The sequence below is a fragment of the Arthrobacter sp. Bi83 genome (assembly GCF_918698095.1).
Lineage (GTDB): Bacteria > Actinomycetota > Actinomycetes > Actinomycetales > Micrococcaceae > Arthrobacter.
Genome location: NZ_CAKKLY010000046.1, coordinates 1 through 25,891, shown reverse-complemented (window position 1 = coordinate 25,891; position 25,891 = coordinate 1). Strand labels below are relative to the sequence as shown.

The 25,891-nt window shown below is 63.4% G+C and carries 27 protein-coding genes; 19 read left to right on the top strand and 8 right to left on the bottom strand.

Annotated elements, in window-relative coordinates; all coding sequences use genetic code 11:
* Window positions 1-34: 34 nt before the first annotated feature.
* Window positions 35-238 (bottom strand): cold-shock protein, encoded by a 204-nt coding sequence (locus tag LQ144_RS18175; protein WP_024365339.1) that lies wholly within the window; start codon window positions 236-238, stop codon window positions 35-37.
* A 343-nt stretch (window positions 239-581) separates the two neighbouring features.
* Here LQ144_RS18175 and LQ144_RS18170 point away from each other — a divergent pair, with 343 nt between their 5' ends.
* The 6 genes from LQ144_RS18170 to LQ144_RS18145 all read left to right on the top strand — a co-directional run bounded on the left by LQ144_RS18170 (window position 582) and on the right by LQ144_RS18145 (window position 6,403).
* Window positions 582-968 (top strand): TfoX/Sxy family protein, encoded by a 387-nt coding sequence (locus LQ144_RS18170; protein ID WP_230120123.1) that lies wholly within the window; start codon window positions 582-584, stop codon window positions 966-968.
* 135 nt (window positions 969-1,103) lie between these two features.
* Window positions 1,104-1,580 (top strand): hypothetical protein, encoded by a 477-nt coding sequence (locus LQ144_RS18165; protein WP_230120107.1) that lies wholly within the window; start codon window positions 1,104-1,106, stop codon window positions 1,578-1,580.
* Between the two features lie 32 nt (window positions 1,581-1,612).
* Window positions 1,613-3,529, top strand: a complete 1,917-nt coding sequence (locus LQ144_RS18160) for a glycoside hydrolase family 15 protein (RefSeq protein ID WP_230120106.1) — start codon at window positions 1,613-1,615, stop codon at window positions 3,527-3,529.
* Between the two features lie 185 nt (window positions 3,530-3,714).
* Entirely contained in the window at window positions 3,715-4,122 is a 408-nt protein-coding gene (locus LQ144_RS18155; protein ID WP_230120105.1) for a cupin domain-containing protein, read from the top strand.
* A gap of 74 nt (window positions 4,123-4,196) precedes the next feature.
* Window positions 4,197-5,183 (top strand): aldo/keto reductase, encoded by a 987-nt coding sequence (locus LQ144_RS18150; protein ID WP_230120104.1) that lies wholly within the window; start codon window positions 4,197-4,199, stop codon window positions 5,181-5,183.
* A gap of 89 nt (window positions 5,184-5,272) precedes the next feature.
* Window positions 5,273-6,403 (top strand): MFS transporter, encoded by a 1,131-nt coding sequence (locus LQ144_RS18145; protein ID WP_230120103.1) that lies wholly within the window; start codon window positions 5,273-5,275, stop codon window positions 6,401-6,403.
* A gap of 496 nt (window positions 6,404-6,899) precedes the next feature.
* Here LQ144_RS18145 and LQ144_RS18140 read toward each other — a convergent pair whose 3' ends face one another.
* Window positions 6,900-8,258, bottom strand: a complete 1,359-nt coding sequence (locus tag LQ144_RS18140) for an MFS transporter (protein ID WP_230120102.1) — start codon at window positions 8,256-8,258, stop codon at window positions 6,900-6,902.
* A gap of 243 nt (window positions 8,259-8,501) precedes the next feature.
* Here LQ144_RS18140 and LQ144_RS18135 point away from each other — a divergent pair, with 243 nt between their 5' ends.
* The 3 genes from LQ144_RS18135 (at window position 8,502) to LQ144_RS18125 (ending at window position 10,823) form a co-directional block, all read left to right on the top strand.
* Window positions 8,502-9,416, top strand: coding sequence for a helix-turn-helix transcriptional regulator (locus tag LQ144_RS18135; protein ID WP_230120101.1), 915 nt, complete (start codon window positions 8,502-8,504; stop codon window positions 9,414-9,416).
* A gap of 281 nt (window positions 9,417-9,697) precedes the next feature.
* Complete coding sequence (locus LQ144_RS18130) at window positions 9,698-10,075, top strand: hypothetical protein (protein WP_028275079.1); 378 nt, start codon at window positions 9,698-9,700, stop codon at window positions 10,073-10,075.
* Window positions 10,076-10,601: 526 nt separating this feature from the next.
* A complete protein-coding gene (locus LQ144_RS18125; RefSeq protein ID WP_230120100.1) occupies window positions 10,602-10,823 on the top strand; it encodes a hypothetical protein in 222 nt (73 codons plus the stop codon).
* A 169-nt stretch (window positions 10,824-10,992) separates the two neighbouring features.
* Here LQ144_RS18125 and LQ144_RS18120 read toward each other — a convergent pair whose 3' ends face one another.
* On the bottom strand, window positions 10,993-11,379 hold the full coding sequence (locus tag LQ144_RS18120) for a hypothetical protein (protein WP_230120099.1): 387 nt from the start codon (window positions 11,377-11,379) through the stop codon (window positions 10,993-10,995).
* Between the two features lie 821 nt (window positions 11,380-12,200).
* Between LQ144_RS18120 and LQ144_RS18115 the strand changes: the two genes are divergently transcribed.
* Together LQ144_RS18115 and LQ144_RS18110 are read left to right on the top strand one after the other, a co-directional pair.
* Window positions 12,201-12,596 (top strand): hypothetical protein, encoded by a 396-nt coding sequence (locus LQ144_RS18115; protein ID WP_230120098.1) that lies wholly within the window; start codon window positions 12,201-12,203, stop codon window positions 12,594-12,596.
* Between the two features lie 77 nt (window positions 12,597-12,673).
* A complete protein-coding gene (locus LQ144_RS18110) occupies window positions 12,674-13,174 on the top strand; it encodes a hypothetical protein (RefSeq protein ID WP_230120097.1) in 501 nt (166 codons plus the stop codon).
* A 354-nt stretch (window positions 13,175-13,528) separates the two neighbouring features.
* Here the strand turns inward: LQ144_RS18110 and LQ144_RS18105 are convergent, their stop codons facing one another.
* Window positions 13,529-14,092: a dihydrofolate reductase family protein gene (locus LQ144_RS18105; RefSeq protein ID WP_230120096.1), complete on the bottom strand. Its 564-nt coding sequence runs from the start codon at window positions 14,090-14,092 to the stop codon at window positions 13,529-13,531.
* Window positions 14,093-14,318: 226 nt separating this feature from the next.
* On the opposite strand from LQ144_RS18105, the gene LQ144_RS18100 reads away from it, so the two are divergent.
* Window positions 14,319-14,591, top strand: a complete 273-nt coding sequence (locus tag LQ144_RS18100; protein WP_230120095.1) for a DNA gyrase subunit A — start codon at window positions 14,319-14,321, stop codon at window positions 14,589-14,591.
* Between the two features lie 657 nt (window positions 14,592-15,248).
* Here the strand turns inward: LQ144_RS18100 and LQ144_RS18095 are convergent.
* The 3 genes from LQ144_RS18095 to LQ144_RS18085 all read right to left on the bottom strand — a co-directional run bounded on the left by LQ144_RS18095 (window position 15,249) and on the right by LQ144_RS18085 (window position 17,570).
* Window positions 15,249-16,019: an SDR family NAD(P)-dependent oxidoreductase gene (locus LQ144_RS18095; protein WP_230120094.1), complete on the bottom strand. Its 771-nt coding sequence runs from the start codon at window positions 16,017-16,019 to the stop codon at window positions 15,249-15,251.
* 22 nt (window positions 16,020-16,041) lie between these two features.
* Entirely contained in the window at window positions 16,042-16,428 is a 387-nt protein-coding gene (locus LQ144_RS18090) for a nuclear transport factor 2 family protein (protein ID WP_230120093.1), read from the bottom strand.
* Window positions 16,429-16,529: 101 nt separating this feature from the next.
* A complete protein-coding gene (locus LQ144_RS18085) occupies window positions 16,530-17,570 on the bottom strand; it encodes an aldo/keto reductase (protein WP_230120092.1) in 1,041 nt (346 codons plus the stop codon).
* A 183-nt stretch (window positions 17,571-17,753) separates the two neighbouring features.
* Here LQ144_RS18085 and LQ144_RS18080 point away from each other — a divergent pair, with 183 nt between their 5' ends.
* Together LQ144_RS18080 and LQ144_RS18075 are read left to right on the top strand one after the other, a co-directional pair.
* Complete coding sequence (locus LQ144_RS18080) at window positions 17,754-18,377, top strand: TetR/AcrR family transcriptional regulator (protein WP_230120091.1); 624 nt, start codon at window positions 17,754-17,756, stop codon at window positions 18,375-18,377.
* Window positions 18,378-19,020: 643 nt separating this feature from the next.
* Complete coding sequence (locus LQ144_RS18075; protein WP_230120090.1) at window positions 19,021-20,262, top strand: NAD(P)/FAD-dependent oxidoreductase; 1,242 nt, start codon at window positions 19,021-19,023, stop codon at window positions 20,260-20,262.
* A gap of 152 nt (window positions 20,263-20,414) precedes the next feature.
* On the opposite strand, the gene LQ144_RS18070 is transcribed toward LQ144_RS18075, so the two are convergent.
* Window positions 20,415-21,029 (bottom strand): TetR/AcrR family transcriptional regulator, encoded by a 615-nt coding sequence (locus LQ144_RS18070; protein WP_230120089.1) that lies wholly within the window; start codon window positions 21,027-21,029, stop codon window positions 20,415-20,417.
* 211 nt (window positions 21,030-21,240) lie between these two features.
* Here LQ144_RS18070 and LQ144_RS18065 point away from each other — a divergent pair, with 211 nt between their 5' ends.
* The 5 genes from LQ144_RS18065 to LQ144_RS18045 all read left to right on the top strand — a co-directional run.
* On the top strand, window positions 21,241-22,695 hold the full coding sequence (locus tag LQ144_RS18065) for an APC family permease (RefSeq protein ID WP_230120088.1): 1,455 nt from the start codon (window positions 21,241-21,243) through the stop codon (window positions 22,693-22,695).
* A 61-nt stretch (window positions 22,696-22,756) separates the two neighbouring features.
* Window positions 22,757-23,548: a MoaF C-terminal domain-containing protein gene (locus tag LQ144_RS18060; protein ID WP_230120087.1), complete on the top strand. Its 792-nt coding sequence runs from the start codon at window positions 22,757-22,759 to the stop codon at window positions 23,546-23,548.
* A gap of 55 nt (window positions 23,549-23,603) precedes the next feature.
* Window positions 23,604-23,936: a cupin domain-containing protein gene (locus LQ144_RS18055; protein ID WP_230120086.1), complete on the top strand. Its 333-nt coding sequence runs from the start codon at window positions 23,604-23,606 to the stop codon at window positions 23,934-23,936.
* 13 nt (window positions 23,937-23,949) lie between these two features.
* Window positions 23,950-25,269: an NAD(P)/FAD-dependent oxidoreductase gene (locus tag LQ144_RS18050; protein ID WP_230120085.1), complete on the top strand. Its 1,320-nt coding sequence runs from the start codon at window positions 23,950-23,952 to the stop codon at window positions 25,267-25,269.
* A gap of 69 nt (window positions 25,270-25,338) precedes the next feature.
* On the top strand, window positions 25,339-25,891 hold a 553-nt coding region (locus LQ144_RS18045), incomplete at its 3' end, for an aldehyde dehydrogenase family protein (protein ID WP_230120084.1).

The following is a 25,891-nucleotide window of genomic DNA, read 5'->3' as shown; positions in this document are numbered from 1 at the left end:
TCCGGACTCAGAAGAGTTAGCTGAAAGCTAAGTCTTAGAGAGCCTGGATGTTTACGGCCTGGGGACCCTTGGGGCCCTGCTCGGTTTCGAAGGAGACCTTCTGGTTCTCTTCGAGTGAGCGGAAACCGGAGGAAGCGATCGCAGAGTAGTGTGCGAAGACATCCTGTGAAGAGTCATCGGGGGAAATGAAGCCGAAGCCCTTTTCAGCGTTAAACCATTTGACGGTACCAGTAGCCATTATTTTTGTCCTTCGTGAAGGTGGAGGAAAAGTCCCGACTTTCGGGTCCTCCGGTGTGGGGTGTTCAAAACCGCTACTTCAGAAGAACGCGGACTTTCGACCGCGCGTACTGCCTGAACTACCAAATACAAACACAACAACGATGTCTACTGTACACGGGTTTTCGGACCGCGTTGACCAAAAGCCAAATGGGGCACGTCAGCGCAGGATCGAGGATGACCCTGGGACCGCTTGAACAACCCAGCTCCCCCGGACCACAAACACCTCGCCCGCGCCCTCGGAACGCAATATGCTTCACACAAACCAGCCCATTGGGCTCCCGCGCAAACCGGAAGAAGAAGCCATGCAGATGCCCAAGCCGTCAGAGGCAGACAAGGATCACTTCCGCACTGTCATGCCCTCGGACCCCGAGGTCGTGATCAAGCCGATGTTCGGCAACCTTGGCGCCTTCGTCAACGGGAACATGTTCGCGGGCCTCTTCGGCTCCACCATCGGGGTGAAACTCGGAGACGCGGACAGAGAGGAACTCGAAGGCACCGAGCGCACCGTTCCCTTCGGGCCTGCGGAGCGGCCAATGGGCGGTTACACGGGACTGCCGGAAGTATGGAACGCCGAGGGCGACGGCGATGACGCACGGGCTAAAGCCTGGGTGGCAAAGGCCTACTCCTACGTCGCCGGGCTGCCACCCAAGGAGCCGAAGGCTTCCACGCCGCGCCCGACCAAAAAGTAGCCGCCGCCGTCGGCCCTTGATTTGCCGCCCATCCCCCCTCTAAAGTTAAAGAATCTAGTTTTAGAAAGATCATGGGAACGGCGCAAGCGCAACCCGTGTCACCCACGCGCAGGCAACAGGGAGGCGGGGATTGAAATGGACTGGCAAGGCTGGGCCCTGTTCGGTCTGCTCGCCACCGCAGCCCTGACCGTGGTGATGATTGCCTCCCAGATGGCCGGATGGACCCGGCTCGATCTGCCTCTGGTCCTCGGCACCCTTGTCACCCCGGACCCGGACAAGGCGCGCGTTGCAGGGTTCTTCATCCACCTGGCCGCGGGGCAGGCCTTCGCACTCGGATACGCGGCGGTCTTCGCGCTGTTGGGCAGGGCCACATGGTGGATCGGCGCACTGCTGGGGCTCCTGCACGTTGCGGTGGCGCTGACGGTCATCCTGCCCCTGCTGCCCGGGGTTCATCCCCGAATGGCCACCACCAGAGCCGGTCCGGCGAGCCGGGCGGTGCTGGAGCCGCCGGGCCTGTTGGCTTTGAACTACGGGATTCAGACGCCGGCCGTAGCCATGGCAGCCCACGTGATCTACGGCTCCATGCTGGGACTGCTCCTCACGGTCCATTGACGCCTGTCAGCTCGAGAGAAGGTGGACGCAAAATGGAAGCCGGCAACATGAACTCCCCTGCCCTTTCGGATTACGGGCTGCTCGGCGATACGCGCACGGCGGCTCTGGTCTCGGCCGACGGCGGCATCGACTGGCTCTGCGCGCCAACCTTCGACGGCGATCCCGTGTTCGGCGCCCTGCTCGGCGGCCCCGAGGCCGGCAGCTTCCGCGCCGGCCCCGTCCTGCCCGCCAAGCGCCTTGTCCGCCGCTACCGGCCGCACACCGCCACGCTCGAGACGGTTTGGGCCACCGACGGCGGCACCCTGTCACTCACCGAAGCGATGGTGGCGGAGGTATCCGGCGGGCTGTTACCCACGACTCTTCTCATCCGGCGGCTGACCGCCGAGGGCGCACCGGCAGCGGCCGCCGTCGACTTTGACCCGCGCTTCGGCGAGCGCCATCTCCGCCCCCGGGTCCGGCAGGGACAGCACCTGGCCTGCGAATGGGGCGCCCTGGCCATGTCGCTCGGCTGCAGCGGCGGGCTAAGGGTGGAACCCGGTACGACGACGGAAATCACCGTTGTGCCCGGCCGTCCGGTCGTGATGGTGCTCGCCCTGGCCTACGCGGAACCACTGATCTTCGTCGATCCCGAGACCGCCTGGGACCTTGTGGAAGCCGACGAAAGCCGCTGGCGGGAATGGGCGTCAGGCATCAGCCAGGATGTCCCGTTCCGCGAACCGGTCCTGCGGAGCCTGCTGACGCTGAAACTTCTGACCTACTCCCCCTCGGGCGCGCCCGTGGCTGCACCCACGACGTCCTTGCCCGAGGACCCCGGCGGCATTCGGAACTGGGATTACAGGTACGCCTGGCCCCGGGACGCCAGCATCGGCATCGCCGCCTTCCTCGGGCTGGGCAAGGACGGCGAGGCCCTGAACTTCCTGAACTGGCTCCTGCACGCCAGCAGGCTGCAGCGGCCCCGGCTCCCTGCCCTGTTCACTCTGACCGGAGGACACGTCCCCCGCGAGCGCACCCTTCAGAACTGGCCCGGGTACCTGGGCAGCGCTCCTGTGAGGGTGGGCAACGGAGCCGCCCACCAGCACCAGCTCGACGGCTACGGCTGGGTCCTGGACGCCGCGTGGAACCTCGTCCGGCAGGGGCACAGGCTGAATTCGGAGACGTGGCGGGCGCTGCGCGGCTTCACCGATCTCGTGGCGCGGCGCTGGCCGGAACCGGATGCCGGCATCTGGGAAATCCGAGGCGATGCGGCACAGCACGTGCACTCCAAGGTGATGGGCTGGCTCGCCCTGGACCGGGCACTGCGAATTGCCCGCTCGCATCAAGTCAGCGCCAGGCGGCGGGGCCGGTGGGAAACAGCGAGAAACGATCTGGCCGCCGAGATCAGGACCCGCGGATTCGACACTGCCCGGAACTCGTACACCCGCTCGTACGGGTCCGGCGATCTCGACTCGGCTCTGCTGATCCTGCCTGTGACCGGCTTCGAGTCGCCGGACTCTGAAGGCCTGCGGGGCACGGTGGACGCTGTGTGGACGGAGCTGTCGGCCGGCTACCCGTTCCTCTACCGCTACCCGCCAGGCCAGGACGGACTGCCCGGGGATGAGGGCGCCTTCCTGCCCTGCTCGTTCTGGCTCGTGCAGGCCCTTGCCCTGACGGGAAGGGCAGCTGAGGCCACGGAGTTGTTCGAGGCTCTTCTGGCGATCGCCAATCCGCTGGGCCTTTTCAGTGAGGAAATCGACCCTGCCACAGGGGCTTATCTCGGCAACTACCCCCAGGCACTGACGCACGCCGCGCTGATTCAGGCGGCCCTGGCCCTCCGTGACGCTGGTCAGGCTTCGGCTTTTGGCTGGAGCTCGGGCGACCGGGGCTTGGGCGTGCGGGGGAACTCGGTGGCCGCCCAGGATGCCAGCAGGCACAAGGCCTCTTCGGACGTGGACCCGGGCTCCGCGGTGTAGGAGACCCTGCCGATAGGTGGGCTGGCGAAGCGTGGTACTGACAGGGACTCCCTCAGGACCGGATGAGTTTGTAGCGTGGTCGGCATGGACAACCGCACCGCGATTTGTGAGTTCCCCGCCGCCCGGCGTGCGAAGCTCAGCTGGGCGGCGACCGAATCGACTTCCACCGCCAGCAAGGAGCACGCATGAACGTCGAACCCACCAACCCCACCGGCAAGAATCCGCCCGAGCAGTTTGTCGGCGATGTGTGGCTGGACCCCATCGCGCTTCCCCACGAAAGCGATCAGCGCATGATCGTCGCGACCGTGCGGTTCGCCCCCGGCGCCCGCACCGCCTGGCACTCCCACGCCCGCGGACAGTACCTCCGGGTTACCCAGGGCGTCGCCCGGTTCGGCGGCCGCGACGGCAGCATCATCGAGGTCCACCCCGGCCAGACCCTGTACACCCCGCCCGGCGAAGAACACTGGCACGCCGCCGCACCCGGCTGCTTCATGGAGCACATCGCCATGCTGGAGAACGGTGATGACCCGGCCACGACCACCACCTGGCTCGAACACATCACCGACAACGAGTACAACGGCACCCAGTCCTGACTGACCCCTCGCTCGAGTCCCATCGACGCGGGAAGCACCACGAACAGACCACCGACCACAACGGAGACTAAACCATGCACACACGTACTCTCGGACAAGGCCTGACCGTCTCTGCGGTCGGCTTGGGCTGCATGGGCATGTCGCAAAGCTACGGGCCCAACCCTGGCAGCCGCGAGGACATGATCGCTGTGATCCGCTCCGCATACGACCTCGGGGTGACCTTCTTCGACACCGCCGAGGTGTATGGACCGTATCTGAACGAGGAGCTGGTCGGTGAGGCTTTGGAGCCGATCCGCCACCAGGTACAGGTCGCCACCAAGTTCGGGTGGCGCATCGAGGGCGGTAAGAGCATCGGCCTGGACAGCCGGCCCGAGCAGATCCGCCGCGTCGCTGACGCCTCACTGAAGCGTCTCCGGACCGATGTAATCGACCTGTTCTACCAGCACCGCGTCGATCCCAGCGTTCCCATCGAGGATGTCGCCGGCACCGTCGGCGAGCTGATTGCAGAAGGCAAGGTCCGGCACTTCGGACTGTCGGAAGCATCGGCCCAGACCATCCGTCGTGCGCACGAGGTGCAGCCGGTGACGGCGGTCCAGAGCGAGTACTCCCTGTGGACCCGCGACCCCGAGGCGGAGGTGCTTCCGGCGCTCGCTGAGCTGGGCATCGGCTTCGTGCCGTTCAGTCCGCTCGGCAAGGGCTTCCTCACCGGCACCGTCGACACGGCCACCACCTTCGCTGAGGGCGACGTCCGCGCCACGATCCCCCGCTTCACCCAGGAGAACAGGTCCGCGAACGCCGCGCTCGTCGAGCACGTCACCGGCCTCGCCCGCAGCAAGGGCACCACCCCTGCGCAGATCGCGTTGGCGTGGCTGCTCGCGCAGCAGCCATGGATTGTGCCCATTCCGGGCACGCGCAGCACCCCCCGAATCGAAGAGAACGCCGGCGCCACGGCCGTGGCCCTGTCCGCGGACGAGGCCGCAGATCTCGCCGCGCTCGCGCGGCGGATCGGTGTGCAGGGCGCCCGCTACAACGACCAGCATCTGGGATTCGTCAACCGCTGACGCCTAAGGAAGCACATGACCCAAACACATCCCACGCCGCCCCCGCCGAAGGGCGCGGCTTCGTCGCGGCCACCGTCTCGTTCGTCTCGGTGTTCGCCGCCGGAGCCGCAGCCATTCCCCTCTACGACACCTACCGGAGTGCCGACGGCCTTACCAATGACCAGTTCTCGCTGGCCGCCGTAACCTACTTCGTCTGCGCCGTGTTCGCCCTGCTCGTCCTCGGCCGGCTCTCCAACCACCACGGGCGCCGTCCGGTCTCGATTGCCGCGCTCCTGATCGCCATCGCCGGCTGCCTCACCCTGCTGTGGGTCCACAGCTCCCTCCCGCTCCTGCTCGGCCGGGCCCTTCAAGGACTTGCCGCCGGCCTGGCCTCCTGCGCCATCGGCGCCTACATCGTCGACACCGCACCCCGGCGCCCCAGGTGGCTTGTCGCGGCCGTCACCACTGCCGGCGCCACCGTCGGCCTCGCCCTCGGCGTCTTCATCTCCGGGGTGCTCGTCCAGTTCGCGCCGGCCCCGCGCGAGCTCACCTTCTGCGTGTTCGCCGTGATCCTGCTCGGCTGCGCGATCGCCCTCGCCACCCGCCCCGAGACCGTCACCCGCACCGCCGGCGCCTGGTCCTCACTGATCCCACGGCTCGTCGTTCCCAACGCGTCCCGCCCCTACCTGCCCCTCGCCTCCGGCGTCTTTGTCGCCACCTGGGCGTTCGGTGGCTACTTCACCTCGTTCGGCCCCTCCATCGCGGCCGAGGATCTCGGCTCGCACAGTCCGCTCGTCGCGGCCGCCGTATTCGCCTCCTACATGGCGCCGAGCTTCCTCGGCGGGTTCATCGCCGGGCGTTTCACACCCGCGGCCGCGCAGCGCACCGGGATGACGCTCGTCGCCGCCGCAGGCATCGGCCTCACGTTCGCCAGCACCGCCGGCATCCTTGGCTTGTATATCGGTGCGGGCGTCGTCGGCGGCATCGGGATGGGGATCGCCACCTCCGGCAGCATGAACACTCTCCTGCCCGAGGCGCTCCCCCGGGAGCGCGCCGGCCTGCTTGCCGTGATCTACGCTATCTCGTACACCGGGTCCGCCGTCCCCAGCCTCATCGCCGGACAGGCCAGCCGGGTCCTGAGCCTCCCCGTCATCACCGCCGGCTACGCCGTGCTCGCCGCCCTCGTCTGGATCACCACCCTCATCGCCGCCCGGAACCCGCCCGCGCCGGCCGGGCTTTGATGCCGGAATGCCCGACGGCGGGTCCTGAGGCAACCGCCGTCGGCAGTTAGTCCAGTTCTTTCGCAAGCGACGGGGCTCAAAAGCGGCAGCGTAGATCCGAATGCTACGCAGGCAGTCATGACCACAATCCCCCATTTGGAACTGCGAAATCAGAGATGTGTCTCGTAACTAACGGTGGATACAGCGATTCAACCAGAAGGTTGTGAGACGTAGTTACGAGCCGCGGACGAACTCCAACGATTCCACGAAAACTAAGGCACTGCCGTCGCCGCGGTCGTTCAGTCGGTGAGACGTGTCGTATCTCAAGGGTTGTGAGACGCCTACGAGATCGCAGATAAGGCACCCTCGCGGTGTGAATCGCAGGACTATATGGCCCGTTTTTCGCGGCACTATTTGGCGTGCTCGCATCCCCCGGCCGTCCCGTTAGGAAACAGCATTTGGGACGCCGCGAGGTAAGCCTGCTGTGCTGAGGGGCCTTCTTCGCGGGGTCGGCTTCTTATGGGACCTTTTTCAGAGGCGTGCGGTGTGAGGGAGACGTTTGAGTGTCGGTGGCCGGCCGGAGGACGGAAAGGGCTGCGAGTGCGGTGAGCGAGAGCAGGGATGCGGCGATGATGAAGCTGACCTGCATCCCGTGGACGAAGTTGGAGCGGTCGGCGATAAGGGCGCCGAAGACAGCGATGGCGACAGCGCCGCCGACCTGCCGAAAGGTGTTGAACACGGCACTTGCGGTGCCCGCCTTCTCACTTGGCGCGCTCGCGAGGACAACGGAGGTGACTTGCGGCATCGCAACTGATCCGCCGGAGCCGGTGAGGATCAGGAAGGCTCCCACCAGGAGCGGGGACCCCATCGGTGCCGTGATAATCATGGCGGTGAGCCCAAGGATCATAATCGTCAATCCGAGAACGATTGGCGTCCGGGGCCCGAAACGGTTTGCGAAAGTTCCACTGACGATGTTTCCAACGACGCTGAACGCCGCGGAGGGCAGGAAGACGAGTCCGGCCTGAAGCGGTGTCAGTCCGAGGTGTTGTTGGAGGAAGAGGCTGAGTACGAAGACGGTACCGAAATGGCTCGCCATGAACGAAAACCCGACAGCAAGGGACACTCGCATTCCGGAAGAGCGGAACAACTCCAAGGGCATCATGGGGTGCCGGCCGCGCGCCTGGATCAGGAGAAATCCCGTGATGCCCGCGGCTGCGGTTGTCAGGCTCAGCACGACTGGCATCGAACTGAAGCCCTCAGCTCCTCCGGTGATGAGGCCGTACATCAACGCGGTCAGGGCGATGATCGCTGTGGTCTGTCCGGCCCAGTCGAAGGAAACCGGCCGGCGCGGCGAGGTGGCGACGGAGGCCAGGAGTACGAGCATTGCGATGCAGACGGGAAGGTTGATCGCGAACACGAGTCGCCAGTTGATGGTCGTGAGCAGGCCGCCGACAAGTGGACCCACGGCCCCGGCGACGGCGCCGCCGACGGCCCAGATCCCGAGGGCGTGTGCGCGACGTCTCGGGTCGGGGAAGGCCTGCCGGATCAATGCCATTGAGGCGGGAAGCATGACCGACGCTGCACCACCCTGGACGGCGCGCGCGGCGATCAGCAAGCCCGCAGTCGGCGCGATGGCGCAGGCGATCGAGGCCACCAGGAACACGGCGATACCGATTCCGAAGGCCCTTTTCGCGCCGATCCGGTCCGAGAGGTTTCCCGCGAACAGCAGCAACGCTGCGAACATGAGTGTGTAGGTATCGATGACCCACTGCTGGCCGGCGGTTCCGCCGCCGAGTTCCTTGCCGATGCTGGTCAGCGCGAGGTTCACGATCAGGATGTCGAGAGTGATGAGGAAGAACCCGAGAGAGGCCAGCACTAGTGTGACTCGCGCCTGTGGCCCATCAGTCGTGACCGGAACGGGAACCGGGGAGGGGCTTGTTGTTTCGCGTTGAGACAAGGTTTTCCTCTGGAGGAGATGGCTGGGGGCTGGGATTGGCCCTGAGGCGGTGTCGGGCCGCTTCCACTATCGAACCTCATCATCCGCGCGGGCGGGGTTCCCTCCTGAGGGGTGTCCTGGCGGGGAACCCCACGCTAGAGAAACCGCTCGTAGTGTTGTGTCATGACTGAGCGGAACCGAGACGAAGTTCGTGAGTTTCTCACGACGCGGCGGGCGAAAGTGCGGCCGGACCAGGTCGGTCTGGCACCCGGGCCGAACCGGCGCGTCCCCGGGCTTCGCCGTACCGAGGTCGCGCTGCTGGCCGGGATGAGCGTGGAGTACTACTCCCGTTTGGAGCGTGGGGATCTCACTGGAGCGTCTGACGCGGTCCTTCACAGCATCGCGGGTGCACTTCTGCTTGACGAAGCCGAACGCGAGCACCTTTTCGATCTGGCACGGGCCACTTCGGCCTCCCCGGGCCGCCGCCAGCGCCGCTCACCTCGGGACCCCGTGGTCCGCCCCGGCCTTCAGCTCGCCCTCGACGCGATCACAGGCGGCCCGGCACTGGTGCGGAACGGCCGGATGGACATCGTCGCCGCGAACGCGCTCGGCAGAGCGCTGCACGTTGACGCCTACGCCTCAGCCGAACGGCCGGTCAATCTGGCCCGCCACGCCTTCCTGGACCGCAGGAAGGCCGAGCTCTTCTACCCCAACTGGGATGGCACTGCCGACGCGATCGTCGCGATCCTCCGGACCGAAGCCGGCCGCGATCCGTACGACAAAGACCTCCAGGACCTGATCGGTGAACTTTCCACCCGGAGCGAGGAGTTCCGGACCAAATGGGGCGCCCACAACGTCCGGCGGCACGCAACCGGCCTCAAACACTTCCACCACCCGATCGTCGGCACCCTGGACCTTCTGTTTGAGGCCAGCGAGCTGATGGCCGATCAGGGATGGAGCCTCCTGATCTACACGGCGGAGCCGGGAACACCGACGGCGGACGCTCTTCGGCTTCTGGCGAGCTGGGCGGCGACCCAGGAGGAAGAGCAGGAAACGGCGCCGGCACCCACGAAATCCAACACACCCCGCGACGCCTAGACCGCTTCGGTGTTGCCTCCTTTCGCCGCCCCACCGAACAGAATCGACTTCGCACACGGCACCGGAACGACTGAACCCCTCATCTCGCGAACGACCGATAGTGAGACTGCCCTAGGGGTGTCATTTTCCGAAGTCGTCTGCACGGAACGTCAGGAGTCCTCTGCACTACAGGAACAGCTCATCTGGGGCGGGGCGGGTCGAGCAAGGATCCAGCGGGCCCGCCTGATTGGTGGTGCGGTTTGGCTAATTCGTTGGTGAGGCGTGCATGCCACAATGAGGCCATGACTCGAATCCTCATGATCGGCATCCACGCGCGAGCCCTCGACTATAGCAAGCTGCCTCCTGGCCTCGACGAGGCCACGATGACCGAACGGATCGAAGCGGGGTTCGGGGCCACTACGGCCGCCGGCTTCGACGCCGTCAACTGCCTGATCGGCACCTCCCCGGACGAGGCCGAAGCAGAGATTCGCTCGGCGTTCGGTCGTGATCGTTTCGGCCTAGTGATGATCGGGGGCGGCATCAGGATGATCCCGGAGTACACCGAGCTCTTCGAACGGATCATCAACGTGTGCAATGCGGAATCGCCCGGAATCACCTTCTGCTTCAACACATCGCCCGAGACGACTCTGGACGCGTTGGAGCGTCACGCCCAGCCGTGAACGTCTGCGACGCGATCCGGTGCGTCGACTAGCCTCGGCGTTTCGTGTCGGCGGTCATGAGATGCGCCTCTGCTCACGTGCGGCTGCGATGTATTGGGAATGGGTGCTCGCCTTACGGGAACTGTTGCGACACGGAGCGACCAAAAAACGCCGCCACAGAGCGACCAACTCCACATGTGCAGTGTTTCGTGCAAAGGTCAGTGTCGGCGTTCCGCGAATTGGCGCTGACTATGCCAATCCTTCTTGGCCCCGGCTGGACGGACGTATCTGGCCCCACCAGGAGCCCCGAGGCTTATTCCGCCTCAAGTGGCATTTATGCGAGGAAGGCACCGACACTCTAGCCTTGGGACCAGTCATTGACGGCTGGAACTGGAACTCTGTCAGGGGCTCGGAAACCGCAGGGATGGTTACGTGGGGAACTTACCTGCTGCAGGGGACGTGGGACGGCACAACCTTCACCCTTGGGCAAACACCTCCACGCCCTCTCGGACCCAATGAGTCCGCGCCATGGCCAAAGGACCCTCGAATGGACACAGCGCATCGAGGCGTTGGCACGCCGGATCAGCTGAGGAAGATCCGAAACGATCTGTCGCAATCCAGTGATCCAGCGCTGCTTTATGCAAAGGTCGAAAACGGGTATGTCTTTGTCAGGGTCATTTACGACGACGGAACCATCCAGAAAAATATGGACCGACTCTACGGCTCGAAAATTGTCGCCGTTGAATCCGCCCTTCTACCCGCCACCTAATGCATCGTTTTGCAGGTTTCAAAGACAGACCAGGCCGAGCTAGCCGGACTATCCCGCACGGGGTTCCCAACCGGGGCAAGAAACTACTCACACAAGCGACAATTGTTGGCTTGGGAATCCGAAATAAGTTGTGCCATCACCATCGGGGCCCTCAAAAAGTTCCTCCCGTTCACTCCGGTTGGTTTCGCCCCAATAGCTCTCTGATCGACTGCTTCAGACTTCGCCGTGCCGGTCTAAACACCTGTCGCCAATCGAAAACCGTCTGTTCCAAGGCGACTTCCTCGTTGCTTCTGGCTAGCCACACAACTCCGTACTCCTCGAGGACGTTCGCGGCATACTCATCAGCCAAAATATAGGAATCCAGGGGACCTTCTTCCAATGAGGAGCTGACGACTTCCGCCCATTGACCAGGCGTTGGCTCCGGATGGAAAAGAATCAGCCTGTTGGTGTACTTACCCTGGGTGATCACGCCGACACGGCCGTTTGGTTCCCAAAATTCCTTGTCGGAAAGCAACGCCAGCAGGCTTCCTCGGTCGCCATTTCCTGCCGTCGTCATGACTGGCCACCTCATTACCTCTGGTTCTGGAGATGATCCCAATCTACCAACCGAAATATCTAGCGCCGGGGTTGGCGCGTTCCAGTAGCGCCCGTCCTAGGGAAAATGAGGCCCACAGGCCCCTGTAAAGGTTACTGATCAGGGGGCGTCCGGTTTACGTTCCTTCTGAGGGAGCCCGACACCCTTCTCCTAATCGATTCGGTGTCTTGAAACCTCGTGCCTCGTATCCCTAGGGTTATAAGACTTTCCATGCTCCACTTCGGGGACGTTCACCGGGGCGGTAAACCGGGCAGGGCATACGGGGCATCCCGATGTCTGCCCCTCACACGTTCGAGAAATCAAGGGGTGTGCCCTTCCATCGACCGGCTTGCGGGACGTAAGTGAGCCACCCCGCTTTCGGGACGTTAGCGTGGACTTGGCGGTACAAGGTCAACTCGACAGAGGGACCCTTTGCTTTGTCTTTGTATCCGGCAACTTGAGCGAAAGATTGTAGGCTCCGAACAGGGCAAGGATTTTGAACCCAATCGACTGGAGGAGCCCGTGAAAGCTGAAGAGATTGTGCGGGATCGCCCTCGCAATTTAGGTCGCCGGCGGAGTGGTCAAAACATTAGGGGGCCTGCTCGCTCTAGTCGGAGTTATGGGCTTCGTTCGGGCCAGGAAACGTCAGCGTATGTAATGCTGCAGCGGAGGGCCGGCAGAGGTTCCCGCAAATGGAACCCAGGCAAGACAGTAATCGACACACGTGGCATATCAACAGACGCGCCTGGCGGACGATAAGGTTGCGCTACGTTTGGCGTCGGAGCCTCCAAGACAGGCAGGATATGAGCTCGAATCCAGAACCCGTGGACTTTCGTTCATCCGTAGAACTGATCCTGTTCAAAGATCAGGACGGGCTCTTCAACGCTGCAAACGACCTCACTCAGATTCCCAAGTATGCAGCGATAGAAGTCTCGTACCTTCTTGCCATCGAGCACGGAGTGAAGGAAGCCTACCTGAACTATGGCTGGTTCCTTCGCGGCATCAACCGGCCCAAGGAAGCAATAGCTCAATTCCAGAAGACGTTGGAAATAGGGGATCCTCAGGCGGCCTATTTATCTGGGAGAAACCTCCCTGGAGATGGGCAAACATCTTCAGGCCATAAAATGGCTGCGCCTCGCTGGCGAAAATCCTCTCGTGCCGCTCCGCTTGGCCAGATCGTACAGAGCAGTAGGCGATGAACTGTCCGCCGTGGAGGTCCTACGCGAAGGATGCGAAACGAGCCCTGAGGCCGCCGTGGAACTCATCCACACCACAGATGACGATCAATCTACGGGAAAAACATCTGGAAAACGGCAAGGTAGAGGTTTTGATCGTGCTGGCGGATCTTTATTCGAAGGTGGGCAACCCACAGACGGAAATTGAACTCCTCAGACGCAGCGTCGCAGAGGGTGAACCCAGCGCACTTCATAACTTGGGCTTTGCGCTTTGGAATTCTGGCCAGGTGCGGGAGGGCAGGGCGTTACTGAAGAAGGCTGCGCAGCAGGGCGACAAACTATCCCCAAAAGTCCTGCGCAAGATTCGCGGTAAGCAGCGTCACGGACGGCGTCACAGGCCGATAGACGGATCGCCCTCAAAGCTCATAACCATTCGCCGGGCGGCCACGCGTGATCTACGAATCTCTTCAGATGAGGGCTGGCGGCTCATCGCGTGGATTAGTCCTCTCCAACTGCCTCGTTCGGGGTTGGTCCTTGAATCGCAGTTTCATTCTCGATTGGCCACACGTTTGGGCGATTGGGGTGCCGCATGCTCGTCCTAGTCTCCGCCCTGGCAGGAATCCAATACCTGATCGACAGGTTCCTTTTGGATAACTAAAGGACTAATCCAGTCAGAGCAGAACCATCCACGGCTGCTCAGCCGTGCGTGGTCAACGCGCCGCAGTCAGGGATCCTACTGGCAAACTGCGTAGGTCCAACCCAACCTGCCGGGAGTGTCTGTGTCTTCGGCATTGGAGACAACATCGTGTTGAAGAACACCTAACTGTTGAGAGTAAGAAGCGATCCTCAGCAGGGCGTGGCCCAGCGGTAGATGTGAGTCGGACTTCCATCTGCTGGCCACCCGACGTGGGGCCGCGGGTGGTGGATCGATTCCTCCACCGCTCGGAGGAACGCGCTCAGCGCCTCGTCTCGTACCTGGTTAGGACCACGCCGCCGGGAAACGTCCGCGTCTCGACCAGGTCCAGGTTCACCCAGCTGTCCAGCGCAGTGAAGAACGGCGTGCCGCCGCCCACCAGGACCGGATGGGTGGCCAGCGCGTACTCGTCGATCAGACCGGCCCGCATGGCCGCCCCGGCGAGCGTTGCGCCGCCGACGCTCATCGGGCCTCCGTCCTCGGCCTTGAGCCGGGTGATCTCGGCGATCGCGTCGCCGGTGACCAGGCGCGTGTTCCAATCGACCTTGTCGATCTTCGAGGAGAACACCACCTTCGGCGTGTCCCGCCAGTTCCGCGCGAACTCGATCTCCGCCGGGGTGGCGTTGGGCTGCTGGTCGCCGGTCGGCCAGTAGGAGCTCATGGTCTCCCAGAGCTTGCGGCCGTACAGCGACAGGCTGCTAGCCACCTCCTGGTCGAGCCACCACTGGAACAGTTCGTCGCTCGGCCCGCTCCAGCCGATGTCGTCGCCGGCCGCGGCGATGTAGCCGTCCAGGGTCAGGTTCATGCCGTAGATCAGTTTCCGCACGGCGCCAGCCTTCCGTCAGTCGGTCTCCAGCTTATAGACCAGCACGGAGCAGGAACCTCTGTCGTCCCGCACATGATCAGCAGCATCCTGTCCCTCATGGAGCCACAGTAACTGCCCATGATCTGGATGCCATAGCCTTCGGTCCTCATTTCAACTGAGCTATCTGGTGAAGGATCCCCAACTGGACGCAATGCCCCAATGACTTCCGTCGTGCAAGAATCGCCGCATGGATGAGGATGAGCGGCAGACAAGGGAACAATTGATGGTCGTCGATGCCCTGGTACAGGCGATGGATCGGCGTGACGAGGTCTTCCAGATGATTGAGGATTCAGAGGACGGGGACGAAGCAATCCGTCGGGTGGGTCAGCTGTTGGGTGTAGGAGAGCTGTGCAGCCGGGCAGTCCTCGACCTGCAGGCTAGAAGATTCACCCGAGACCAGCGTCAGGCCATCGCTTCCCATGCAGAAGAACTTAGATCAAAGTTGCCTGATGGCCGCTGAGGACTTCGTGTTCTCCGTCGACTACTTGTTCCCTCAGCGCGACGCTACCAGGAAGCAGCTGCTCACCGTTGTGCCCAGCTAACTCGGTGTCTAGAAACCTTCCCGTCTCGTATTGCTAGGGTTCCGAGACGCGCCTGCGCTTTGGTAGATTCGGCTCGTTCGAGGGCAAGCTTAACGGGCAGGGCCATGCGGCCATCAGGGGCGATTGAAGGAAGGGCACTCAGGACCCGTGCAGCGGTTCATCAGGCCACCCATTGAACAGATCGCGGCCGCCTAAGGAGGCCTATTCTGAGGGCATGTCGCAGTTCGGTGACACGATTCCCCCGGCGCTTCGCCCGGGGGAATCGCCGGGGGTTCGCCCGCCGCTGGAGGTTGCGCTGGCGAAGGGGGTGAAGGGCATCCCGCCGGCTTCTGCCTTGCCTGACCAGATGCTTTTCGAGCCCAAGTTTGGTGGTTATCGTGTTCTGATTTTTAGGGATCGGAATCGGGCCAGTCCGTGGTCGCGCCAGGGTAAGGACCTGACCCGGTATTCTATTGGCGTCAGTGGCGCCATTCTGACGTTTGGCCTCGTGAGAGTGCAGTTGTTCGTGCGCGATAAGTGTCGCTCACTTGTTCTCCGTGGGCTGGCCTCTAGACGGTTTGGTGTCTTGCGCGCAACTACCCTTCGAGCTCAATCCCCGTTATCTCGGCCAACTGCTTGAGGAGTCGGTCTTGGAAGCTGCTGTCGCGAGCTTCGGCGGCGATGGAGACTGGTCGGCGGTGGTGCCAGACTTGGCCGCTGCGGGTGGCATCTCGGCTGCCACTGACCGCGAGCCAGGCTTGAGTGAGGTGGCCTTGATCAAGATCGTCGGGGGCGGAAGGGCCGCCCATGCGCGTGGGTACCCAGCCGGGGTCGACCGCGTGGCTCATGACGTCTGGCCAACGGCGGGCGATGGCGAGAGCGAGTGCGGTGACGAAGAGCTTGCTGTCGCAGTAGGCCTGGGTGCCGTTCCACCGGCGGGTGTTCCAGTCGAGGTCGCTGAGGTTGCCGTCGCCGCTGACGTGCATGTCGCTGGTGAGGTAGATCAGCCGGTCTGGCTTCTGAATCAGCCCGGTCAGTAGGTAGGGGGCGAGGGTGTTGACCGCCAGCACCCGCGGGTGCCCCTCAGGGCTGGGGTTACGATCGCGGTCGCCGTAGACTCCCGCGTTATGAATGACGGCGTCCATCGGGCCGAGCTGGTTGACCTGGTCAGCGAGGTGGCGGGTCTGCTGAACGCTGGCAAGATCGCCAACGACCAGGGCCGCACCGCGATCGACCAAGTCGGTCAACGCGGCCGCGCGGTTGGTGTCGCGGGCGTGAACGACAATCTGGTGCCCTTCGTCGAGCAGGGTGGTGTCGGCGGCTCGACCGAGCCCTTGGGCGGAACCGGTGATCAGGATGCGAGCCACGAGCGGTCCTTTCGTACGCTGGTCAACTGAGGAAGCGTTCGACGGGGGCGTTGTCGACGTAGATGCGTTGGTCGGTGAACTTGCCGTCGATGAGGGTGAAGATCGAACAGGCGTTGATGTTCACTTCGCTGTCGTCGTGGAGGCGCCAGATGCTGGTGACCTCGACGATGACCACCCCACCGTCTTCCTGCCAGACGTTGATCAGCGGGTGGGCCAGCGACTTGACCTTGCCGAGCAGGGTAATCATCTGGCCCAGCATGGCGTCGCGCCCGGCGATGGTCGGTGCGTTGGCGAAGGTCAGGGTGATGTTGTCGGCGTAGTAGGAACCCAGCCGTTCGTGATCTTTGGCCTCCATGGCGTCGAAGTAGGCGGTCAGGAGGCCGATGGTGTCCTGGTCGGCTTGAGGCATGATTGTTCCTTTGTGATGAAGGGCTGGGGTACGCAGTCGAGCGAGGGACCGGCTGCGGTTGGTGCCGGCGCAAGACCTGCTCAGTGGCGAGGTTGAGCCACTCAGTCGGTTGATGGCATGGCGGTCGTGACGGGTGGCCGTTCCGGTCCGGTGCCGGCGCGGTGATGGAAGGCTGCCGGTTCGCTGGCCAACGCCGTGAGTGTGTCCAGCTGCGACTGTTCGAGCTTGACGTCGGCCGCTGTGGCGTTGGCGTGGAGCTCGTCGGGGGTTTCGGCGCCGACGATGGCGGAAGCGACGGCCGGGCGGGACAACAGCCAGGCCAGCGAAACCTGGTACGGCGCCAGTCCCCATGTACGGCTGAGACGCTCGACCTGCCGAGCAACGGCAATCTCGGCGTCGCTGAACCCTGCTCCGGCGAAACGCTGGTCACCCGAGACGTCCCGGTCCAGAACGCGAAGGTCGGCAAGCAGGCCGCCGTGCAGCGGCGCGTAGGGAACGATCGACAGCCCGAACCGCTGGCAGGCGGGCACCAGCTCACGTTGGGCGGCCCGATCGATGAGGTTGTACTTTACCTGGGCGGCGACGGGCGCCTGCTGACGCCGATCATCCGCGATCCACAGGGCTTGTGTAACCTGCCAGGCAGGATGGTTGGACAAGCCAACGTAGCGGATCTTGCCCTGCCGGATGAGATCGTCGTATGCCGCCAGGGTCTGCTCCAACGGCGTGTCCGGGTCGGGATCGTGGGCGTAGTAGAGGTCTATGTAGTCAGTTTCCAGGCGGCGTAGGCTCGCCTCGACCTGACGGATGATGTGTCGACGTGACAGGCCACGGTCGTTGATGTCGTGCCCGACGATTCCGTTGGACTTGGTAGCGATCACCACCTCGTCGCGACGTCCGCGGAGGGCACGGCCGAGGATCTGCTCGGAGGGTTCACGATCAGCGGCGACGGGGGCACCGGGCCGGTCGAAGACCGGCATGTTGCCGTATACGTCGGCGGTGTCGACGAAGTTGATCCCCAGGTTGATAGCTGCGCCAACGACCTGGTCGGCATCCTGCGCGGTCGGTGCGACGCCAAATGTGGCGGTGCCCAGACAAATCCGGGACACTTTTACGCCGGTCGAGCCGAGGACTGAGTATTCCATCAGAGTTCCTTGTCTTCCATGGTGGTTGGCGGGCGGCCGGGCTTGGCAGGTGCCGGACGTCAGGGAGGATGTTTGCGTCGTGGGAGTCGTGGTCGAGGCTGCTGTCGACGGCGCCCCTATCTGGAGATAAACTGTAACCGAGTGGTAGGTTTTGGTCAACGGATTCATGAGAAGGTGGAACCTATGTCGAATAGCACAGGGACTACCTCACGGGGTCCCTACCGCACCGGAATCCGGCGGCGTGAACAGATCGTCGCTGTCGCCATCGCGGTCTTCGGAGAGAACGGCTACGCGGGTGGCTCGATCCGGACCATCGCTGACCGGGTCGGGGTCTCCCACGCCACGCTGCTGCAGCATTTCGGCAGCAAGGAAGGACTCCTCACGGCAGTGCTGCAGGAGTGGGACCGACGAACTGTCGAAGCCAGCCTCACGGGTGTTCTCGGTCTGGACTATTTCCGCCGACTACCTGAGGTCATGACTGCGCATCTGAGCAACCGGGGGCTGCTCGAGTTGTTCACCACCATCGCGGCCGAGGCATCCAGCCCGGCCCATCCGGCTCACGTCTTCATTCAACGCCGCTATACGGACAACCTCGAAACTCTCGCACTCCATCTCCGGCAAGCGGTCGACGCCGGCGACGTGGCACCGCTCACCTCAGCCGAAATCGAGATAGAAGTTCGCCTGGTCACCGCCGTGTTGGACGGAATCGGGCTGCAATGGCTGCTTGACCCGTCCACCAAGGTCAGCGCCAGCGTCGAGACCTATATCAACCGAACGGTCGAAGCCTGGCGTAGTAACCGGCACTAAGGACCACATAGGCGATGCTTCCCCGGGATATCCAAGGGCTTCAGTCCTGGCGGGTCGCATCTTGCATCGTGCCGCGGCGGCCATCCAAACCATCACTTGGCGCCGGCCTGTTGAGTTGCCCTATGAGTTGACGGTTCGCCTCCCGGGCGGCACCTAGTTCTTCCTCCTGGTCTTGCATCTTGGCCCGCAGTTCTTCGATCTCGTTCTGCAGTGTGTGGCGTTGTAGTGGTGGCGGCTGCTGCCGACGGCTGGTCAGCGGCCGCGTAAACGTCCGCACGAAGGTCGAGATGGCAGTGGATAGCCTGGTCGGGACGGTCGTTCCGCCATCCCCTCCGTCTTGTCCGAGCCAGACCCGAGCTGCATCCGGATGAGCTTTCGTCACCCTTTGATCGGACCTGAAGATACAGCCATTTCGGAAAGCCCGCGAAGTAAGCATGAAGCCGCCTTCCAGGCCATGACGTGGGTGACATAAGCCTTGAAGTGAGGAGGCCCCGGGGCTTAGTGGAGGTATCTGACATCTTCACGGCCCGCGGAGGCCCTCAGTAACCCCATACCCTCTTACCGGCGGGCCGGGGAAGCCGGAGCTTCCCGGAGCCACAAACGTGCCCTGTTGCGCAGCTGACCCGCACGGTATGTTGCTCGAATGGACGATACATATCAGGTCATCGTGGTTGGCGGTGGGTTTGCCGGCATGACCGCGGCCGAGGAGCTCGGCCGCAAGGGCATTCGGGTACTCCTGATCGACGCGAACAACTACCATCAGTTCCAGCCCCTTCTGTACCAGGTGGCGGCGTCGCAGATCGGCGTGTCGGCGGTGGCTCGGCCTCTTCGTTCCGTGTTCCGCGGCATAAAAGGCGTGCGCGTCCTCACGGCGGAGGTGACGGCGATCGATTCCGTCACCCGAACCGTCACCACGGCCGACGGTTCCCGTCACCAGGCACGGATCCTCGTAATTGCCACAGGTGCCGTCCCGAACTTCTTCAACACTCCGGGCGCCGAAGAACACGCCTATCCGCTGTATTCAGTGGCTGACGCCACGCGGCTGAGCGCTTCCCTCACCCGCGTCCTGGATGAGGCGGACCGTGAACATGCGGGCAGCGTGGACGTCGTTGTGGTCGGCGGTGGCCCCACCGGAGTGGAGACCGCCGGTGCGCTGGCAGAGAACGTCAAGTACATTGTGCCGAAGTATTTTTCGCCCGGCCTTGCGGGCCGGTGTCGAGTCCATCTCGTGGATATGGTGCCGAACGTGCTGATGGCGTTCTCCGCCAAATCACAGACGTATACCCGTGACCGTCTGGTGAAACTCGGGGTACAACTACACATGGGCCAAGGCGTGACAGACGTCCGTCCCGACGGCGTCACGCTCGCGGACGGCACCGTCATTCGAGCCAAGATCGTTGTGTGGGCCGGGGGCCTGCAGGCCGGAAAAATCATCGCCGAGTCCGGCCTGCCGCAGGGGAAAGGCGGACGCATCGACGTGCTGACCGATCTGACCGCGGCCGGGGCCGAGGGCGTCTACGTGCTGGGCGATGCAGCCAACATCACCGATGCCAGGGGCGCCAAACTTCCCCAGCTCGGTTCGGTCGCCCAGCAGTCCGGCAAATGGGCCGCCCGCAACATCTACGCTGACCTCACCGGCCAAATGCGCCAGCCGTTCGTCTATTGGGACAAGGGCTACATGGCAATGGTCGGCCGCGGAGCCGCAGTCGCCGAACTCGGCCGCAAGCGTATCCAACTGCAAGGCCCGCTGGCGTTCGTCTCCTGGCTGGGAGTTCACCTCGCCTTGCTGCCCGGTTTCCAGCAGAAGCTCCAGGCCCTCTTTTCCTGGGCTAATGGCTACGTCACGCACAGTCCGTCGCAGGTGATTGTCGGCAAACCGGACTAGCCGATATGAGGTAGGCGCGTCGCATGCGGTAGCTCGCCACCAGCACCGCGATTCCCGAATCAACCCGTTCTTGAAATCCTTCGTCTGTGAGAACGAGAACTGCAGCGCCCCGGTCGCTTGGTCGAGGCGCTCAGCGGCAGGGCAGCGGCACGCTAGCTCGTCGCGGTCACCTGGTGCCGGGGATCGTCATTGCCGTTGCTGGACTCCCGAAGTCCGGCCACCAGCTGGCCTACTTGGGCCACTGCTGACCTGATTTTGGTCGGGTTGCTGATCGTGAGGAATTGCAGCATGAGGCCGTCAAGTGCGGCGAAAATGGCCAAGGAGGCCTCACCGCTGGTGTCCAGTCCCCGTTTGCTCAAGGCTTCTTCAACAGTGCTTACGTAGTTCTCGTAGAGACGCTCCACCATGGAACGGATCTGCGGATTGCGCCTCGACTCTAGGATCATTTCGAACTGGAACAGTTGCAGTTCGGGTTCAGCTGAGACCGATGCAATAAGAGAGTCGGCAAAGTCATCGTCAAAGTCCGCGATCCCGGCCAGGCCCGTTTCCCGGATGGACCTCTGTACCGCCCACTCCATCGTGGCGGCCAGCAGCCCTTCCAAGGACCCGAAGTGGTGCGTCACCAAGGCGTGGTTGACGCCCGCACGCGCTGCCACGGACCGATACGTCACTCCTCGGAGGCCCTTTTCTGCGACCACGTCGATGACGGCCGCTAGCAGCGCCTCGCGGCCATCTCCGTACGGCAACTTGCGAGTTTCCTGGCTCATACAGCGAGTCTAGCCGCGTTACGCGTCGCAAAGTCGCCCGTTGACAGTTCAAACTATACAAACGTATAGTTTCAATTGTGGCTCAGATCACCCGACGATCTGCCCCTCCCAGGAACAGCTTCTGGCCTTTTGCTGCCGCGCACCGGCGCGCTACAGCAGGCTTCCTACCCTCCGCATCGGCGTCGACAATGCACTCCTGAAGGACCCACCCATGAATCAAGAATCCAGTCAGACCACCGCACATCTTGAAGTAGAAGATCCCCTCTCCACGGCGACTTCGGTCCGGTTGAGAGCGAACAGGCTCGGTGTTGTCGCCATTGCCTTTTTTGCCATCGCGGCGGCCGCGCCGATGGCTGCGGTCGTGGGTGCCAGCCCCGTCCTCTTTTCCGCCAGCGGTCCCGGAACGCCAGTGATCTACGCCATCGCCGCACTGTTGGTTGCTCTCTTTTCGGTCGGCTACCTGCGGATGAGTCAGCACATCACCAACGCCGGCGGCTTTGTGGCCTACATCGCCAAAGGCCTGGGCAACAAGTGGGCCACGGGTGGCGCGGGAATCGCGATACTGACCTATCTCAGCCTTCAGATCGGCCTATGGGCACAGTTCGGCGTGTTTGCCCAGCAGCTGATTGAAAGCCTCACCGGCATCGGACTTCCTGTCTACGTCTGGATCGTGGTCATTCTGGCGGTAACTACCGGGCTGACGATGCGGGGCGTCGACGCAAGCCTGAAAGTGCTGGGAGTTCTCATCCTTGGCGAAACGCTGGTCATAGCTGCGTTGGTTGTATCTCTCGTGGCCCAAAACGGCCTGGGAATCTTCACCTTCGAAGGCTTCACCAGCTCGAACATCTTCGGACCCGGTTTAGGAATTTCCTTGCTTTTCGCCTTCGCATGCTTCACCAGCTTCGAAGCAACCGTTGTCTTCGCCGAGGAGGCGAAGAATCCTCGACGCACAATTCCGCGCGCCGCCTACCTCGTCATCGCGTTCATCGGCGTTTTCTACGCACTTTCCACCTGGGCCATCAGCGGCGCCATCGGAATCGACAAAATTCAGGCGGCGTCCACGGAAAACCCCTCGGGAATGATCTTCGATTTGGCAGAAGCCAGCGCCGGTTCATGGCTCAGCGTCGCCATGCAAGTACTCGTCGTCACCAGCTTCATCGCGATGCTCCTGGGACTGTCCAACATGTTCTCACGCTACCTGTTTGCGCTCGGACGGGCCGGCGCACTCCCCGCCAAGCTCGCCTCGGTCTCCAAGACCGGCGCCCCGTCTTTTGCAGGCCTTGTGAATGGGCTCGTTGTTCTGGCCATCATCAGCACCTTCCTCCTGACCGGGGCGGACCCCATTACCACCGTGTTCGCGTGGTTCGTAGCCTTGGGTACGGCCGGGTTCATCGCAATCCTGTTGGTGACCTCGGCCGCGATCCTCGTCTATTTCGCCAGAACGGGCGTCCGCGACAACCTCTGGGTGACCGTGATCGCTCCCGCACTGTCCTTCCTTGCCTTCGTAATTGTCGGTTACCTGACGCTGGACAACTACGACGTCCTGCTTGGCGGCGCTGGCGGCGTGGCACGCTGGCTCCTCATCGGCATCCCGCTCTTCTTCGCAGCCGGACTGGTACGGGGCAGGCAAAAGCCCGCGATCAATTACGCCGCAGAAATCCTCTGACATCCACTTCCGATACGCCCATCCCCAGGGCACCCCCGTGCCCGATGAAAGGAACCATCCAATGACGTCCACAGAGATCCAGGACTACATCCCCGAAGACGAATGGCCCCCCGTGTCAGCCATGCTGGACGGCTTCGGCGACCAGACACTGCCTGCCACTTCCGCCTTGTCCAACACGGCCCTGACCATACCGGCACCTGCGGGCTCCATCACCGAATACGCCTTCAAGGACGCGTCCTCCCTAGGCTGGTCCGGCCCCTCAGGAAGCGGAACAGCAACCTACAAAGCAATCGAAGCCCGTCCTGGCGTCTTCATCATCGACTTCGTCCGCAGTGAAGGCATCGACGCCGAAAACGTCACCATCATCTTCGACCGCAACACCGGCGCCGTCACCAGCGGCGTCTCCGCCTTCGTCACCGTGGACGGCAGGATCCGGAGCACCACAGAATTCACGCACTCGAACGCCGACGGTTCGTCATCCCTGCACGAGCGATCCTCCGGCCTGGTCGGGAAGCGGATCTTCTACCGCTACAGCGATGTGGAGAGTTACGAGCACATCTACCTGAATGCGGGAACGTTCACCTGGAACTGCGTCCGCGGCGGAGAGGCCGGACTCGCGGATACGGACCGTTGCATGACCTGGGCCGTCGCCGAAGACCTTTACATCTTCTTCTGGACCGAGAAAGTCATGACAGTTGAAGCCGTGCTGCTCGTGGATCTCCGTGAACAGCGCTCGATCGGGCGGATGTTCGGCTGGGACGACCCCGCCGCCGAGCCTGTCATCCTGCCGTTCAACTCACGGCTCAGCGTGCTAAACACCACCGAGTACCCGCAGGACACCCGCAAACACTAACCGCAAACCGATGCCCGGCCAGCCGGTCCGGCCAACAAACTCAAGGAGCAACATCATGTCCCAGGTCTTCCACACCCAGCACACCGACGCAGCCTTCGAACCCTTCGAACTCGGGAATGTGCAATGGCTTCTCCGCCCCGGCGACAATGGCAACGACGCGCTGAGCTCCGGCATCTGGAAGGTCACGCCCGAGGAGGCGCCCGAACCCTTCGACCTGCCCATCGACCAGGACGAAACCATCTACATCGTCTCCGGACACCTGCGCATCGACGTCAAGGGCGCCGACACCTTCGACCTCACAGCCGGGTCCATGGCCTCCCTCTCCAAGGGTGCGATGACCCGCTGGACCGTCCTGGAACCCACCATCGAATTCTTCGTCTACAGCTAAGGGGAGAATCTCCGTGGAAACCTCCGATGTCATCATTGTGGGCGCCGGGTTCGCCGGCCTCACCGCCGCCCGTGAACTCTCGCGTCGCGGCCACACCACCACCCTGCTCGAAGCCCGGGACCGCATCGCAGGCCGCACCCACCTCGACGAACGGCTGGGCCGCAACCTCGAACTTGGCGGCACCTGGGTGCACTGGACCCAGCCTTACGTCTGGGCGGAAATGGGACGCTACGGGATCAACCCCGTCCCCGGGCCGGAGTTCACCAAGGCCTTCTGGACCGCCAACGGCCAGCTACGCGAAGGCAGCGCGGACAGTCTGCTTGAACTGCTCGACGCCCCGAACCAGGCCCTCCTGGCTGACTCGCGCCACTATTTCCCGCTTCCTTGGTCGCCACTGTCCAGCCCAGGAGTCGCGGACATCGACGGCATTACCCTTTCCGAGGCCATCGACCGGCTGGACCTGCCCGACGAGCAGCGCCAGCTCCTCCGCTCCTTCTGGACACTGAACTTCAACGGCAAGCTCGACCAGGCCGCCTACACCCAGGCCCTGCGCTGGTGCGCGGTCGCGACCGGCTCATGGCAGATCATGTTCGAGGCCTGCGCCAGCTTCAAGATCGACGGCGGCACCCGCCGCCTCGCTGAGGCCATCCTTGCCGATTCCACGGCGGAGCTGCGGCTGAACCAGCACGTTGTTTCCATCGCCCAGGACAACGCCGGCGTCATCGTCCACACCGCCGACGGCCAACAGTACGCGGCCCGGCAAATCGTCCTTGCCCTGCCCCTGAGCGTGCTGAACGACGTGGACATCCAGCCCGCTCTTTCTCCCGCCAAACTGGCAGCGGCAGCCAAGGGCCAAGCCGGGCAGGGAGCCAAACTGTGGATCAAAGTCAAAGGCCGCCAAGAGCGGTTCGTTGCCCTCGGCCCTGAAAACGGGGCGCTCAACTTCGCTCAGGCCGAATACATTGACCATGACAGCACCACCCTCGTCTGCTTTGGACCTGACGCCGCCGCCATCGATGTCGACGACCCTGTAGCTGCCCAAAGTCACCTCGACTCCCTCGTCCCAGGACTGGAAGTCCTCGAAATAGCCGGTCACAACTGGATCGACGACGAACACTCCAGATCCACCTGGCCAATGCACTACACCTGGTACCTCACCCGTTCGCTGGCCGAACTCCAAAGACCAGAAGGCCGGGTCCGCCTCGCCGGATCCGACTTCGCCAACGGCTGGGGAGGATTCATCGACGGCGCGATCGAAAGCGGCCTCGACGCAGCCAGAGCCGTAGCGGACCAACTGGCCGTAGAGTCCCGCGCCCCCATCGGCGCCAGCTGAAATACGCTACCCAATCCCAGTCCCGCCCACCTGAGCAGGACCATCGCTTGACTACTAGTGGAGTACCCCATGGAAACCTACGATGCCCTGCTGGCCTCGATCACCCCGGAGTCCGGCGAAACCCGGACCATCCTTGACCCCGCCACCGGAGAAGCAGTCGGTGAGGCGCCGGTCCACAGCGTCCAGGACCTGGAGCAGGCCATTGCCGCCGCATCGGCCGCCCAGCCGGCGTGGGCGGCGCTGGGCCACGACGCCCGGAGCGCCGCGCTCCTGAAGGCTGCCGACGCCGTCGAACGCTCCGCCGAGGAACTCGCCCGCCTGCTCTCCCGCGAGCAGGGCAAGCCGCTGAACGGCCCCAACGCCCGCTTCGAAGTCGGCGCCTGCGCCGCCTGGCTGCGCGCCGCCGCCGGAACGCCGCTGGAGGCGGAAACCGTCGTGGACGACGGCGAAACCCGCGCAGAACTGCACTACCGGCCCATCGGCGTCGTCGGCGCGATCGGCCCGTGGAACTGGCCCATGATGATCACCATCTGGCAGATCGCCCCCGCCCTGCGGATGGGCAACGCCGTGGTGGTCAAACCGTCCGAATACACCCCGCTGTCCGTCCTGGCCCTGGCCAAGG